Below are 14,652 nucleotides of genomic sequence, written 5' to 3'. Positions count from 1 at the left end.
CGCCCGAACTGCACCGGATTGGAGACCTGCGCATTCAGCTCGGAGTCGCGCCGGTTATCCAGCCCGCCCCCCCCGCTCATCCAGCGCGTCATGTAACTGGCCGTACCGCTCGTCTCCGGCCCCAGCCTGAAGTTGAACCGGGGGCCGATACCGAACATTCGCGTTTCGTTGTCGCTTGAAATATCTTGGGGATCGCCAGCGGCACGGCCAAAGAAGGCCGAACGGTTATTCCGGCTCATCGACGCGTCCATGTCGATGAACAAGGTCTTTTCCACCGCTTCGAACTGCCCATGCCCGTTGAGCGTCAGGAAGGAGTCGTTGCGGTCCGTTTCGCTCATGTACGCGACATTGCGCACCGTCGCGTTGAGGTTTCCGCGGAAGCGTCCGCTATTGCGCAACACGGATACCCCTGGCGCCACCTCCAGGCTCAGATCTCCGTCGCCTCCCTGCGCATCGGCGCCGACATTGTCCGAGTACGTTACCGTTGCGCTGACGAAGGGCCGAACCTCAACGCTCTGGGCATTCGCCACGCCGGGCAAGGAAATCGCCGCGAACGCCAATCCGGCGCAGAAGGCCGTGACGACAGGCTTCAACTTAGGCCGCAGCATCCGGGTGCGCATCGGAACCATGACTCCGCCCGTATCTGTAGCCGTAGCCGTATCCGTATCCGTATCCATAGCCGTAAAGGCCACCGCGCGCGCCCTCCGTCGCCTTGTTCAGGACCAGGAGCTTCACCGGGCAATTCTCGATCGTGCCCAATGCCTGCTTGACGGCACCATGCGTCGTTCGCCCGGACTCGACCACCACCACCACCTGCCCCATGTGCGACGCGAGCACCCGCGCCTCGGTCGTCGATAGCAGGGGGGGAGAGTCGAACACGATGATGCGCTCCGCGTAGCGGGTAGCCATCTCCTCCAGCATGCGAGTCATCGCATCCGACGCGATCAATTCCGTCGATCGCTGATGCGTCATACCCGCCGGCAGGATCGACAGCTTCTCCACGTTCGTGCGCAGCATCACGTCCGAAAGATCCGGGACGTCTCCCACGAGCACATCCATGAGTCCCTTGCGCGGGGGAAGCCCCAGGCGCTGGAGGATCGACGGACGGGCGAAATCCGCATCCACGAGCAAGACAGTGTTGTCGAGCTCCATTGCGATGCTCATCGCGAGGTTCATCGCCGTGAACGACTTGCCCTCGCCCGGCAAGGCGCTCGTGACCATGATCAGGTTGCCGCTCTCGACCGGCGCAGCCCCCCGCCCCTGGGCGTTGTGTATCAGCGGCCGCTTCACCACCCGGTACTCTTCCGCAATCGCCGACTGCGGCAGATCGGGAGTCACCATGCCCATCCGGCTCAACCTCGCAAGGTCAAGGGTCACGGCGTGCGCCGGACCGACGCCATCCGCATGAGCGCCCACGGCGTCGCGCCGGCTCACCGCAACCGCCTCCCGCGTTACCGCGGCACTGGCCGGCTGCGCAACCGCATCCGGGTCCTGCACGGGACTCGCCGCGGCGGACGCATCCCCACCGGCAAGCCCCTGCTCTGCCCGCTTCAGTTGATCCAGCCGTTCGACCGCCTTCTCGATCAGACTCATGAAACAACCTCCCGGATGCGGCTCACGTCTGCAGCCACTTGAGCAGCACCGTCATCGCCCCGACCGCAACGGCGAAACTCGCGAGACCTCCGCCGAACATCATCAACCGGCGCCGTTCCACCTTTTCCCTGGCGGGATCGGGCAAGAGCGAAATCACCCCCAGAACGGGAAGGCCGGTTACTTCGCGCAAACCACGCGGTTCGACGAAAGCTGGGCGGAACTGCGCGATCAGGAAAGTGACCGCGACGCCTGCCGCCAGGGCCAGGAAGCCTGCGAGCGGCATCAGCAGGAGCCGGTTCGGCGCTGCGGGCGTGCGCGGCACGGTAGGCGGATCGATCACCCGGAACTCGGTAATCCCTCCCTGTGCGCTCATCTCGACCGACATCGCGGCCGATTCACGGCGCTGCACGAGCGACTCGTAATTCTGCCGATGGACGTTATAGTCCCGGTTCAGCTGGGTCTGCTCCGCCTCGATCTTCGGCAACAGCTCCTGCTGCGAACGCAACTGAGCCAATCGCGAATTCAGCTCGGCGAGACGGGCACGAAGCGAGGCCACCTTCGCGTCCGCCTCGGAGAGCGCCATCTTCATCTGCTGAAACACCGGATTGGCGCCGGGTGCCGCTCCCTGCCCGCCCCCGGCCTTGCGCATCGATTCGATTTCCTGCTGCTTTTCGGCCTCGAGCTGCGCGATGACGCGCCTGACACCGACCACGTCCGGGTGCTCGTTGGTGTAACGCAGCATCATCTCGTCGAGATTCTTCCTCAGCACCGCCAGGCGCGCGTCGACTTCCGGAACCGATACCATCGACGGATCCGGCGGATCGGTCCGCAGCATCGGGTCCTCGACCGCGAGTTGCCGCTCGAGCGAACTGCGCGAATTCTCCGCCTCCCTCAGCTCGAGCTGGGCCTCGTTCAGGCGATTCATCAACTCCGCGATCTGCGAAACGTAATCCCGCCCCCCATCCCCGAGCAGGGCCATGTTGCGCAGACGGAAATCTTTGAGCCGATTCTCGGCCTCGGTCAGCTTCACCTCATAGTTTGCGATCTGCTCATCGATGAAGCGACGGGCCGAACTCGAGTCCTGCTGCTTCCCGACGAGCCCCGACTCGACGAAGAGCGACACCAGTGCCTGCACGACCCGGTGTGCGCGTTCGGGCACCCGGTCTCGATAGGCCAGCGTAAAAAGGTTGTCCCGCCCCGTACCCCGGATCTCCAGGTCGCTCATCAAGGTCGTGATCAGCGATTCACGGTCGGCGGGCGTACGCGTCGTGATATCGAGATCGGCCATCGAGATCAGCTTCTCGACGTTCGGACGCGTGATCAAGGTACGGCTCAGGATCGCCACCTGCTGATCGACGTTCGGCTGCACGGCAAGGCCGGACATCAGCGGCCGCAGGACCGACTGCGTATCGACATAGATACGCGCAGAGGACTCGAAGCGGTCGGGGATCGAATAGACAGCGAATCCCGCGACGACGCCCACCACCCACGTCACGGCCAGCCCCCACCAGCGGAAGCGCCACATTCCACGCAAGTAGCCGTAAAACCGGGTCAGAAGCTCTTCCATGGATCTACCTGTAAGTTCCCGCGACCGGAGTCACGCGGTTACCTGGGAAGTCGGCAACAGATCAGAACCAGCTTTGCGGGATGATCAGAACGTCTCCCGGACGCATCTCCACGTTGGCCGACACATCCCCCCGCTTCACGAGATCCTTCAGGCGAACGCTGTACTGCTTGTTTCCCTCGGCCGTGCGCAGGATCGTCGCCGCGTTGCCGTCCGCAAACTCGGTGATGCCACCCACCTTGATCATCACGTCGAGCAGGGTCATCTTCTGCTGATACGGGAGCGTCTGCGGGTTTGCTGCCTCGCCGACGATGCGGATCTGCTCGCTATACGGCCCCACGAAGGACGTCACGATCACGGTGACCACCGGCTCGCGGATGAACTTCGACAGGGCCTTCTCGATATCGCGCGCCAGGGTCGAGGCATCCTTGCCCAGCGCCGGCAGATCCTCGACCAGCGGCGTAGTGATTTTCCCGTCCGGGCGCACCGGAACGGACATCGAAAGCTCCGGGTTCCGCCACACCACGATATTTACCGAATCGCCCGGCCCGATCACGTAGTTGTATTCAGCTTCCGCCGCGCCAGCCGGGGCGGGCGGATGGGCGGATGTTGCGCAACCGGCCAGCACCCCGAGGAACAGCGACAGCGCGCACAGGTTGCAGATCCGGGCCCCCAACTTCGATGCACCGAAATTCATGACTGAATACCTCCCACGTTCGTCGGCGTCGAACAAGCACAGCGAGCCTTTGCACATGCTAGGTGACTTTGGGCACGTCCCAACAGGAACAATTACACAACCGCTTACAGCACTTAAACAGGCTCGCCGTTAAAGTTTTCACACCCTGGAACGGATAGTTTCCCCACAAGTATTGACTTATCAGGACCTGCACGGACGCGATGAATAGTGTTGCCAGCAGCCATGAAGCACGCCAGCAGAGCGTGCGCAGCCCGAGCGGAGCAGCGCACGCCCGCCGCGGCTTCCGCGGAGAAATCCTGCACCACGATTTCGCCCTGCGGCGGAATGGCTACCATCTGAGAATCGTCCCGCCGCACGGCCCGCTCCGCGCCGACGTCGACCGCTTGATCCACCGGATGTACTCGTGGCGCGGACTCACGCCCTACCAGGGACACGATTCCCCGGGACAACCGATCCAGACGACCCTGGTGGCCTGCCGAGGCGATCGGCCGTTCGGAACCCTGACGGTTGGCATGGACCTCGGCAAGGGTCTTCTCGCGGACACGCTCTACCGCACGGAAATCGACTCCGCGCGAAGCCGCGGCGGGCAAGTGTGCGAAGTCACGCGACTCGCAATGGATCCCGAGCACAGCACGCCCGAGACGCTGGCAGCCATCTTCCACCTCGGTTTCATCATCGCACGCCTCATGCATGGGATGACCGACAGCTACATCGAAGTGCACCCGCGGCACACCTCCTACTACCGCCGCACCCTGGGTTACCGTGTCGCAGGCCCTCACCTCACCTGCCCGCGCGTCGGCGCCCCCGCCGTCCTCATGCACCTGCCGCTATCGCATGCCGAAACACAAGCGCTCCGCTACGGCGGCAGCACTCGAACGAACAGCCGAAACCTGTATCAACTGTTCCTCTCGCCGACAGAACAGCGCGCCGTCCTGAACTCGCTGCAGGGCCGGAACGAGCGCTGAGAGGCAGAACTCGACCGCCTAAACATCGCGGACCTGCCGCAAACGAAAACGGGCGCCGAAGCGCCCGTCTTTTTATTTGCGGAACTGCAACTATCAGAAGTTGTGGCGCAGGCCGACACCGAAGGAGGTGTTGTCCAGCCCCGCGGCCGAGCCGAGGAAGCTGTATGCGCCGCCGCCGTCATACGCGCCGCCGTTGTCGATCGACACCTTCTGCTTGTCGTTGTCGATCTTGGTCCACTGGGCGTAGACCTTGGTGCGCTTCGACAGGTTGTAGTTGTAAGCCAGCGTGAGCTGCTTGGCACCGGTGTCATCGGTGTCGCTCCAGTCCTGCGCGACGCCATAGTTCACGTGGAACTCGTTGGCACCGACCGGAACCATCACCGCGACGCGGTAGTAGTTGCGATCCTGCTCGCCCGTGAGGCCCGTCTGGGCCTGCAGACCGCCGTTCTCCGACTTGCTGCGCTCGGCGAGCGCGCCGACCACCACCGCCTTGAAGTCATATACGCCGGCCAGCACCAGCATGCTGTCCTTGCTCTTGCCTTCGTCGAACAGGTAGTACCGGTTCGTCTGCGCGTAGCCGAAGCCGACATGCAGCGGGCCATTGTCGTAGCTCACCGTCGCCGAGTAGTGCGTCGGGCGGTCATTGCGAGCCTCAGGAACGTTACGAACCGTTGTGTTGGCAGCCTGTTCGTTCAGCGCCGAATACTGCGCTTCGAACGTGAAGCCGCCGATCGTCGGGCTGGCGTAGCTGACCGAGTTGCGGACGAAGAAGTTGTCCGGGTCAAACGCCTGATACCACAGGAACGGATCCGACGAGTTGCCGGTGTCGTGGTTGTGCATGCCCAGGTAGTCGTGCGTCGCGTAATACAGCGGGCTGGTGATGTAACCCAGCTTGACGGTACCCAGGTTGCTCTTCAGGCCGACAAAGGTGTCACGGCTGGCCAGGCTGCCACCGCCGGAATCGGAACGGAAACCGCTCTCGACCTGGAACAGCGCCGACAGGCCATTCCCCAGATCCTCGTTGCCGCGGAAACCGATACGCGAGCTGTTGTTGACTACTTGAGTAACGCTATCTTCGCCCTGGACCTTGGTCTGTTCCAGCGAGGTATTCACGCGGCCATAGATGGTCACGTTGGATTGCGCCTGAGCGGCGCCTGCGACACCGATGGCAGCCAGCGCGATGGCCAGCGTCTTGACGTTCAGCATTGATTCGACTCCCCACTTGTAATGGATTGATTGTCGGCTTTCCGCAACAAGGCTGATCCGGAGCCCGGGTAGGGATCCGCTGCCACTGCGGAGGCACCGGAGGATTATAGGAGGCGGAACAAGCGAGGGAAGAGAAAGCGCATCGATCGGTCACACAACTGTCGCATCGTTGCAACAGCAAGAACGCAGCGGAAAATGAATGCGCCCAAAACGGGTAAACCGCCATGCCTCAGCATCGCGCGCACCCGCATGAAAACTGGAAGCGTAGACGAAAAAAACGGGCGCCGAAGCGCCCGTTTCGATCAATTCCGGAAGAACCAGAATTAGAAGGTGTGACGCAGACCGACACCGAAGCCCTGCGGATCCTGGCCGTTGGCGACCTGGCTGCCACCGCTCACGCTCGACAGATAGAAATCCGAGCGCGAGTTGCTGTCGTTGTTCAAGCGGGTGTAGTACGCCTTGACCATCGTGCGCTTGCTCAGGCTGTAGGTGTAACCGAGGGTCCACTGCGAGAACTCGGTGTTATTGCAGTCAGTCACGTCGCAAACATCACCCTTCAGCTCACGCGAACGCGTGTACTCAAGGTAAGCAGCCTGGTTGCCGGCGAACTTCTGCTCAACGCCAACCAGCCAGGCGTTGCGCTTGACGTTGCTTTCGCCGAGAGCGGCAGCAGACATTTCGTACTTCGTGCGATCCCACAGCGCGGAAACCGTCGTGTTGCTCGGGAACGAGTACTTGGCGGCGATACGGGCGGTCTTGAGATCGTCGCTGAACGGAGCGGTCGTCGTAACACCAGCAGCCGTGGTAACAACAGCCGGATTCAGCATGTCAGCCATGGACGCATTCTGCAGATCCTTGTGCAGCGCGTAGCCAGCCGAAACGTAGACCGGGCCGTTCTCGTAGGCGGCAGCCAGTTGATAACCCTGACCGTTCACGCCTTCGCCGCTGTTGGCGTCAGCAGCCTTGCGGTTCTCGCCGGCGGTGTAAGCCAGCTGCGCCGTCAGACCGCTGAAGCTCGGCGTCGTGTACATGACGGTGTTGTTGAGACGGTCGTCGATCGGGGTCTTCAGACCATTGATCGTGCCGTAGGTCGCGCCGGCAAATCCGATACCGGTAGCGGCCGGGTTGAAGTCAACCTTGGCGCCGGCGGCACGCATGATCGTGGTCAGCTTGCCCAGCTGCACCGTACCGAAGCCGCCGTTCAGGCCCACGAAGGTGTCGCGGGTCGCCAGGGTGCTGGTGCCGGTGCCGTCAGCAGCGAAACCGCTCTCGACCTGGAACAGAGCCTTCAGGCCGTTGCCCAGGTCTTCGGTGCCGCGGAAGCCGATCAGCGAGCCGTTCGAGGTGACACGGGTGCGACGCTCGATTTCGACAGCGTCACCGCCGTCGGCCTTCACCGACTCGACGGTCGCATCAACGACGCCGTAAACGGTGACGTTGGTCTGCGCGAAAACCGGAGCGGACGCCAGGCCGGCGATGGCCAGGGCGATCAGTTTCTTTTGCATGTATTTCTCCTCTAATTGAAGCTGAAGCCGCGGTCGCAACCCCGGCCCGACTTACCTCTCAAGCGAGAAGTTGCCACGATTGTGCGCAACGGTCCCGCCACGGTGCAAGAATCGTTCGCCGCGAACACCGCAAATGGATAAAAGTTGTTGCATGGGTGCAACAGCCACCGGATCGTTCAGCCACCTGTACTTGCGGGAAATGCTTGTGTGCCGGCCGGAACCCGCGGTCTGGCGTCATTTCCGACCTAAAGATCATCCGAGGCGGATAGGCCGCCGCAGGAATTGCACGTGGACGGCATAGGAGATGATGGCTCGGCGGGAACTCTTTTTTGCCCTTAGCACTCTCAGCCGCTGAGTGCTAAGATCACGCGCATGGAGGAATTCCGTAGATGACCCAAGCCCTGTCCTTCCCCGTCCCGTCCGCCGTCGGCAGCATCGATCAGTACATCCAGTCGGTAAATCGCATTCCGATGCTTTCGGAAGGCGAGGAAGTGGAATTGGCGACGCGCCTGCGCGACGAGGGCGACGTGGAAGCGGCGCGGCGGCTGGTGATGTCGCACCTGCGCCTGGTGGTCGCGATCGCGCGCGGCTACCTGGGATACGGGCTGCCGCATGCGGACCTGATCCAGGAGGGCAATATCGGCCTGATGAAGGCGGTGAAGCGTTTCGACCCCGCGCGCGGCGTGCGGCTGGTGTCGTTCGCGATCCACTGGATCAAGGCCGAGATCCACGAGTACGTGCTGAAGAACTGGCGGCTGGTGAAGATCGCAACGACGAAGGCGCAGCGCAAGCTGTTCTTCAACCTGCGCAGCCTGAAGCAGGATTCGACGACGCTGAGCGGCGATGAAATCCAGGCAGTGGCGGCGCAACTGGGCGTGAAGCCGGAGGAAGTCGTCGAGATGGAAACGCGCCTGACCGGGCGTGACATCCCGCTCGAGGGAGATAGCGACGACGATGACGATCGTTTTGCGCCGATCGCCTATCTGCCGGACCCCCACGCCGAGCCTTCGGAGGTGCTGGAGCGGGCCGAACTCGCGCACCTGCACGACGTCGGACTGCACGAGGCGCTCGCGAGCCTGGATGAGCGCAGCCGGACCATCGTGCAGCGACGCTGGTTGTCGGAAGGCGACAGCGCGACCCTGCACGAACTTGCTGCGGAGTACGGAGTTTCGGCCGAGCGCATCCGCCAGATCGAGGCGAAGGCGATGCAGAAGATGCGCGGGCTGCTCACGGCCTGAGGGCTGCGCCGCGATCCGGTGGGAGCGGCTTCAGCCGCGAATTGGCGCTGATTCGCGGCTGAAGCTGCTCCCACACCGCCTCTCCTCCTGCTCACTGAGCTCGTCGTCCCGCTCCCACAGAGTGCCCGTTCCGCACTCGGGCAGCTTTCTTGCGCTCCGGCAGCGCTACCCCGCAGGCCCTATTTCCCTGCAAGCAAGCTGCGGATATCCGCCGCGATGTTGTCGGCGGTTTCACCGTGCTTCACGTAAAGACGGACGCGCCCGGCCGGATCGAAGACATAGGTTCCCGTGGAGTGATCGACGGTGTAGTTGCTACCCGAAGTGTCGCCGCTCTTCTGGTAGAAGACCTTGAACTCCTTGGCGACCGCCGTGGTTTGCGCGGCATCGCCGCGCAGCGCGAGGAAGCGGGGATCGAACACCGGGATGTACTGGGCAAGCAGTTGCTGGGTGTCGCGCTCGGGATCGACCGTGACGAACAGGACCTGCACGCGCTCGGCGTCGGGGCCGAGCTTGCGCATGACCTCGGCCATCGTGGCGAGATTCGTCGGGCAGACGTCCGGGCATTGCGTGTAGCCGAAGAACAGGGTGACGACCTTGCCGCGAAAATCGGCCAGCGTGCGCTGGGCCCCGGTGTGGTCGGAGAGCGCCAACCCCTTGCCGTAGTCGGCACCGGTGATGTCGGTGGCGCGGAACGTGGTGGTGGCGGACGGGTTGGAACAGGCGGCGAGCGTTGCGACGGCGAGTGTTGCGGCGACAATCAGGGTGCGGAGCATCTTTCCTGGGACCGGGACATGGTGGGGATCAGTAACGCAGGTAATGATCCGCCAGCAAAGCCGCAAAGAGCAAGAACAGATAGAGGATGGAGAAGCGGAAGGTGCGGCGCGCGCGGGTGTCGCTGTAGTCCGTGTACAGGCGCCATGTGCGGCCGAGGAAGCAGCCGCCGAGCAGGATCGCGGCGGCGAGGTAGGCGACGCCGCTCATGCGGGTCGCAAACGGCAGCAGCGTGACGCCGAAGAGGATGCATGTATACAGCAGCACCGACAGGCGCGTGAACTCGGAGCCATGGGTGACCGGCAGCATGGGCAGTCCGGCGCGCGCGTAGTCGGCGCTGCGGTAGAGCGCGAGGGACCAGAAGTGCGGCGGGGTCCACGCGAAGATGATGAGGAAAAGGAGCAGCGCGTCGGCGCTGACCTCGCCGGTGACGGCGGCCCAGCCGAGCACCGGGGGCATGGCGCCGGAGGCGCCGCCGATGACGATATTCTGCGGCGTGCGCGGCTTGAGGAAGATGGTGTAGACGACCGCGTAGCCGACGAAGGTTGCGAGCGTGAGCCACATCGTCAGCGGATTGACGAGCTGGTGCAGGATCACGAGGCCGCTGCCGCCCAGGGCGCCGGCGAAGGCGAGCGTTTCGCGCGGGCCGAGTTCGCCGCGCGGTAGCGGGCGCCCGCGGGTGCGGCTCATGCGCGCATCGATATGGGCTTCGATGAGGCAGTTCATCGCGGCCGCGGCGCCGGCGACGCAGGCGATGCCGACGGTGGCCGCGAGGACGATGGCGGGAGCAGGCAGTCCATCCGGGACGGCGAGGAACATGCCGATGATCGCGCAGAAGACGATCAGGGAATTCACGCGCGGTTTCGTCAGCACGTAGAAGGCGTGCAGACGGGCAGACGCAACGTGCGCTTCAGGCGTAAGAGTTTTCGCGGCCCGCATGGCGTGCCCTCCTCTGCGCGACCGTTGCGGGAAGACGGGCCCCGCGCAGGCCATGATTGATCCAGACCATGACGATGACCAGCACCCCCGCTCCAACATTGTGGGCGACGGCGAGCGACAGCGGCAGGCCGAGCAGGACGTTGGCGATGCCAAGGGCGAGTTGCAGGGCAAGCGCGAGCAGCAGGACGGCGCCGAAACGGCGCGTCCCCGCGCGCCGCAGCAGGGCGCCGCCGAGCGCGAGCAGCGCGGCGCCCGCAAGCACGGCGCCGAGTCGATGGGACCAGTGGATCGCAGTGAGCGCGGCGAGCGGGAGCGCATCGCCGTCGGCGGTCATGCCGAGCTCGCGCAGCACATGGAAGGCGTTCGCGTAATCGGCCGCCGGCCACAGGCTGCCCTGGCAGGAGGGGAAGTCTGCACAGGCGAGCGCGGCGTAGTTCGTGCTGGTCCACCCGCCCAGCGCGATCTGCAGCGCGAGGAGGATGAAAGCGGTACGCGCGAGGGCAAGGAAGCGGCGGGGAACTTCGGTGCGCGCCGATGCATGGGCCTGCAGGGCAAGCCAGGCGAGCAGCGCGAGCGTCGTGAGTCCGCCGAGGAGGTGGGCCGTGACGATGGCGGGCTTGAGGAGCAGCGTGACGGTCCATTTGCCGAGCAGCCCCTGGAAGATCACCACGCCGACCAGGGCCGCGGCGAGTCGCGGGGCGACGCCGGGAGTGCCGCGGCGGCGCCAGGCGAGGAAGGCGATGGCGAGGATCAGCAGGCCGAGGCTGGCGGCGAGGTAACGGTGGATCATTTCCTTCCACGCCTTGGGAAGGCTGACCGGGCCGTGGGGGTCGGCGGCGTGGGTCTCGAGGATCTCGTCGGCGGCGTGGTGCGGACTAAGCTGGCCGTAGCAGCCCGGCCAGTCGGGGCAGCCGAGGCCGGCATCGGCGAGGCGAACGTAGGCGCCGAATACGACGACGACGGCCGTGAGCGCGAGTGCGAGGAGGATGAGGCGGCGGTAGGCGGTCATTGCGCGGCCCGTTCCTCGCCCAACCCTGCGGGATGCACGACTTGCCCCCGTCCGAGCGCGGAGTACTTGAGCAGGCGCTGCAGGTCCTTGATCACGCGGCGCGGGTCGGCGCTCTCGGGGAAACGCATCATCACTTGCCCGCGCGGATCGACGAGATAGACGTGACGCCCGCGTTCGGCGCCGGGCAGCTGGGCGAGCCAGGCCGGCGCGCTGCGGGCCACGCGCAATCCCTCATGCGCGGCGAGCGTTCCCGACTCGGGCACCGCTGGGTCGGTCACGAGCCACAGGCGGCCGACGCGCCCCATCGCCTCGCCCTGTGCGAGGCGCACTTGGCGCATCAGGTAGAGCGCCTCGGCGCAGGGCCGCTCGCAGGCGCCGGGCGCCGTGAACAGCAGGGTCCAGCGGCCCTCGAACTCGGCAACGGAGAAATCGGGCTGGCCGGCGACGCCGGCGAGACGCGTTGCGGCGAGGGGCGCCGGCACGAGAAGCTCGCCGTAGTTGCTGCGGCCGTCGGGCTGCCACACGTAGTAGGCGAAATAGGACGCCAGGACGGGGAGCGCGCAGACGAAGGCGAGCAGCAAGAGCGTACGGCGCCCCGCGCGCGTGCGGGCGGCTGCGGGCGGGAGTTCAGAGAGGCTGGCGCTCGTCATGGCGAGACCTCCGGAATGCGTTCCACAGGTACCACAGGGTCAGGCCTGTGGCGAGGACGGCGAGCGCGTACCACTGCAGGGCATAGCCGCGATGGCGGTCGATGCCGGCGTCGGGTTCGGGCCAGTCGCGGATCAGGCCGTCGTCGGCATGACTGGTCTGCTGCACGTAGAAATCCGCCACCGGAAGTCGGGTTTCGGCGCGGTAGCGCGCGAGGTCGAGCGCCTGCCACACCATGCCCGAGAGCGCGTCCGCGGCGAGCATGAAGGGCTTCTCCGCGGGATGACGCACGCGGCCGGCGACGACGGTTTCGCCGGGCGGATTGGAGATCCGCGGGGGCGCCTTCGCGCGATCTCCGCCCGCCCCGATCCAGCCGCGATTGACCAGTACGACGCCCCCCTGCCCTTTGAGCTGCAGGGGCGTGAAGACGTGGTAGCCCGCGCGCCCCTGGTGCACGCGGTTGTCGATCAGGATGCTGCGGCCGGGGAGCCATTCGCCACGGAGTTCGACGAGGTGCCACTCGGAAGGCGAGGTCGAGTCGAGGGGCTGGGCAGGATGCTCGGCTGCGGCACGGTATTCGGCCTGCAGTTCGGCCTTCTCCGCGGCGCGGCGCGTCTGCCAGTTGCCCAGCTGCAGCGTCAGCAGCGCGAGCGCGACGCCCGCGAGGAGCGGCACGGGATGGAGACGGGCGTTGCGGCGCAGGCTCATGCGGGCAGACGGCTCACAGAAGGTAGACGACGAGGAAGAGGAGCAGCCACACGACGTCGACGAAGTGCCAGTACCAGGCGGCGGCCTCGAAGCCGAAGTGGTCGTCCGGCCTGAAGTGGCCGGCGATCGCGCGGCCGAGCATCACGGTGAGCATGATCGCGCCGACGGTGACGTGCATGCCGTGGAAACCGGTCAGGAGGTAGAAGGTGGAGCCGTAGATGCCGGTATCGAGGCGCAGGTTGAGTTCGGCGTAGGCGTGGCGGTACTCGTAGATCTGCAGACCGAGGAAGAGGATGCCGAGCAGGATGGTGACGAGCAGGCCGAGCTTGAGTTGGCCGCGCCGGTCGTGGCGCAGGCCGTGGTGCGCCCAAGTTAGGGTTGCGCCGGAGCTGAGCAGGATCAGGGTGTTGATCGCGGGGATGCCCCAGGCGCTCATCGGCGTGAAGGGATCGGGCTTGTCGGGGCCGGCGGTGGGCCAGCCGCCGGCAAAGCCCTGCCACAGCAGTTCCATGGTGTCGCCGGTCGCGAGCCAGGGCACGGAGAGGACGCGGGCGTAGAACAGCGCGCCGAAGAAGGCGGCGAAAAACATCACCTCGGAGAAGATGAACCAGCCCATCGACCAGCGGAAGGAGCGGTCGACCTTGCGGCCGTAATTGCCGCCTTCGGATTCGCGCACGACCTGGCCGAACCAGCCGAACAGCATGAAGACGAGCACGGCGATGCCGAGGAAGAAGAGCCACGGCCCGACTTTTACGCCGTTGAGCCACATCGCGGCGCCGCTGCCGAAGAGCAGCAGCGCGATGGAGCCGAAGATGGGGTACTTCGACGGCTCGGGGACGAAGTACTTTTCGAAGGTTTGCGTCATGTTCCTACTCCTTCTTCTCCCATACCTTATGAACCGACCACCAGGCGCACGACGGCGACGATGGTGAGCACGAAGGCGAGCCCCGCGAGCAGGCCGGCGACGATGACGGCGCGGGGGTCGAGTGAGCGGGCGTCGTGTTCGTAGTCGCGACGGCGCCGGATGCCGATGAATGACCACAGCACGGCACGCAGTGTTTCAAGGAAGCCTGCGCGTGGCGGGGTGGAGGGATCGCTGGGCAGCGCGTGGCGCGGATCATCGTTCTGCATGGCGATCACGAACGGCCTCCCGCGCCGTCGCTGGCCATGCGGCGTCCGGCGATCTCGAAGAAGGTGTAGGAGAGGGTGATGACCTTGACGTCCGCGGGCAGGCCGGGGTCGACGACGAAGGCGACGGGCATCGTTCGCTTCTCGCCGGCGGCGAGGGTCTGCTTGGCGAAGCAGAAGCATTCGAGCTTGCGAAAGTACTGGCCCGCGAGCTGCGGCCCGTAGCTGGGAACGGCCTGGCCGGTGACCGGCTCGCTGCGGGTGTTGGAGACTTCGTAGGCGACCGTCGCAAGCTCGCCGGGGTGGACGCTGATCTGCGTCTGCAGCGGGCGGAACTGCCAGGGCAGGTCGTGGATGTTGGCGTCGAACTGGACCGTGACGGTGCGCGTGAGGTCGATCTGGGTGTTGGCGACGGCGTCGGGCTTGAGCAGGTTGTTGATGCCGGTGACTTCGCAGATCTTGTCGTAGAAGGGGACGAGGAGGAAGCCGAAGCCGAACATGACGACGGCAGCGACGGCGAGGCGCACCAGGAGGCGGCGATTTTCCGCGGCGACGCGGCCTTGGGCGCTCATGGGGCGAGCCCCTTGAACTTGAACAGCGCGGCGACGAAGAACGCGAGCGCGACCGCCGCGAGCACGAGGGCGGTGCGGCGGTTCGCGGCGCGGCGGTCGCGCTCTGTCT

The 14,652-nt window shown here is 65.2% G+C and carries 17 protein-coding genes; 2 read left to right on the top strand and 15 right to left on the bottom strand.

What is annotated here, in order from left to right; genetic code table 11:
• From GO615_RS25590 to GO615_RS25575, 4 genes are all read right to left on the bottom strand, one after another.
• The coding region (locus GO615_RS25590; RefSeq protein WP_169132686.1) for a TIGR03016 family PEP-CTERM system-associated outer membrane protein at positions 1-620 on the bottom strand (620 nt) is incomplete at its 3' end.
• Entirely contained in the window at positions 595-1,593 is a 999-nt protein-coding gene (locus GO615_RS25585; protein ID WP_169132685.1) for an XrtA-associated tyrosine autokinase, read from the bottom strand. The genes GO615_RS25590 and GO615_RS25585, both read right to left, overlap by 26 nt.
• 22 nt (positions 1,594-1,615) lie before the next feature.
• Positions 1,616-3,160 carry an XrtA system polysaccharide chain length determinant gene (locus tag GO615_RS25580; RefSeq protein ID WP_169132684.1) on the bottom strand — a complete coding sequence of 515 codons (1,545 nt, stop codon included), beginning with the start codon at positions 3,158-3,160 and terminating at the stop codon, positions 1,616-1,618.
• Between the two features lie 61 nt (positions 3,161-3,221).
• Complete coding sequence (locus tag GO615_RS25575) at positions 3,222-3,854, bottom strand: XrtA/PEP-CTERM system exopolysaccharide export protein (RefSeq protein ID WP_169132688.1); 633 nt, start codon at positions 3,852-3,854, stop codon at positions 3,222-3,224.
• Positions 3,855-4,054: 200 nt separating this feature from the next.
• Here GO615_RS25575 and GO615_RS25570 point away from each other — a divergent pair, with 200 nt between their 5' ends.
• The gene (locus GO615_RS25570) at positions 4,055-4,819 is read left to right on the top strand and encodes an N-acyl amino acid synthase FeeM domain-containing protein (protein WP_169132683.1); all 765 of its coding nucleotides are present in this window, start codon (positions 4,055-4,057) and stop codon (positions 4,817-4,819) included.
• A 93-nt stretch (positions 4,820-4,912) separates the two neighbouring features.
• On the opposite strand, the gene GO615_RS25565 is transcribed toward GO615_RS25570, so the two are convergent.
• Together GO615_RS25565 and GO615_RS25560 are read right to left on the bottom strand one after the other, a co-directional pair.
• A complete protein-coding gene (locus tag GO615_RS25565) occupies positions 4,913-6,025 on the bottom strand; it encodes a porin (protein ID WP_169132682.1) in 1,113 nt (370 codons plus the stop codon).
• A gap of 323 nt (positions 6,026-6,348) precedes the next feature.
• Positions 6,349-7,530, bottom strand: coding sequence for a porin (locus GO615_RS25560; RefSeq protein WP_169132681.1), 1,182 nt, complete (start codon positions 7,528-7,530; stop codon positions 6,349-6,351).
• Positions 7,531-7,919: 389 nt separating this feature from the next.
• On the opposite strand from GO615_RS25560, the gene rpoH reads away from it, so the two are divergent.
• Complete coding sequence (gene rpoH, locus GO615_RS25555; RefSeq protein ID WP_169132680.1) at positions 7,920-8,768, top strand: RNA polymerase sigma factor RpoH; 849 nt, start codon at positions 7,920-7,922, stop codon at positions 8,766-8,768.
• Between the two features lie 179 nt (positions 8,769-8,947).
• Here the strand turns inward: rpoH and GO615_RS25550 are convergent, their stop codons facing one another.
• The 9 genes from GO615_RS25550 to GO615_RS29565 form a co-directional block, all read right to left on the bottom strand.
• Positions 8,948-9,541, bottom strand: coding sequence for an SCO family protein (locus tag GO615_RS25550; protein WP_169132679.1), 594 nt, complete (start codon positions 9,539-9,541; stop codon positions 8,948-8,950).
• 28 nt (positions 9,542-9,569) lie between these two features.
• Complete coding sequence (gene cyoE, locus GO615_RS25545) at positions 9,570-10,478, bottom strand: heme o synthase (protein ID WP_169132678.1); 909 nt, start codon at positions 10,476-10,478, stop codon at positions 9,570-9,572.
• Entirely contained in the window at positions 10,450-11,487 is a 1,038-nt protein-coding gene (locus tag GO615_RS25540) for a COX15/CtaA family protein (protein WP_169132677.1), read from the bottom strand. The genes cyoE and GO615_RS25540 overlap by 29 nt, the downstream gene beginning before the upstream one ends.
• Complete coding sequence (locus GO615_RS25535) at positions 11,484-12,137, bottom strand: SCO family protein (protein WP_169132676.1); 654 nt, start codon at positions 12,135-12,137, stop codon at positions 11,484-11,486. The genes GO615_RS25540 and GO615_RS25535 overlap by 4 nt, the downstream gene beginning before the upstream one ends.
• Positions 12,115-12,843 (bottom strand): SURF1 family protein, encoded by a 729-nt coding sequence (locus GO615_RS25530; protein ID WP_169132675.1) that lies wholly within the window; start codon positions 12,841-12,843, stop codon positions 12,115-12,117. Before GO615_RS25530 ends, GO615_RS25535 begins: the two co-directional genes overlap by 23 nt.
• A gap of 13 nt (positions 12,844-12,856) precedes the next feature.
• Entirely contained in the window at positions 12,857-13,708 is an 852-nt protein-coding gene (locus GO615_RS25525) for a cytochrome c oxidase subunit 3 (protein ID WP_169132674.1), read from the bottom strand.
• Between the two features lie 26 nt (positions 13,709-13,734).
• Positions 13,735-13,974, bottom strand: a complete 240-nt coding sequence (locus GO615_RS25520; RefSeq protein WP_169132687.1) for a DUF2970 domain-containing protein — start codon at positions 13,972-13,974, stop codon at positions 13,735-13,737.
• Positions 13,975-13,979: 5 nt separating this feature from the next.
• Positions 13,980-14,543, bottom strand: a complete 564-nt coding sequence (locus tag GO615_RS25515; RefSeq protein ID WP_169132673.1) for a cytochrome c oxidase assembly protein — start codon at positions 14,541-14,543, stop codon at positions 13,980-13,982.
• A partial coding sequence (locus tag GO615_RS29565; RefSeq protein WP_211167361.1) for a cytochrome oxidase small assembly protein occupies positions 14,540-14,652 on the bottom strand: 113 nt, incomplete at its 5' end. The genes GO615_RS29565 and GO615_RS25515, both read right to left, overlap by 4 nt.

Origin of the sequence: Aromatoleum evansii, from assembly GCF_012910805.1 — a bacterium.
GTDB classification, from domain to species: domain Bacteria; phylum Pseudomonadota; class Gammaproteobacteria; order Burkholderiales; family Rhodocyclaceae; genus Aromatoleum; species Aromatoleum evansii.
This window is presented reverse-complemented; position numbering and strand designations above follow the sequence as displayed.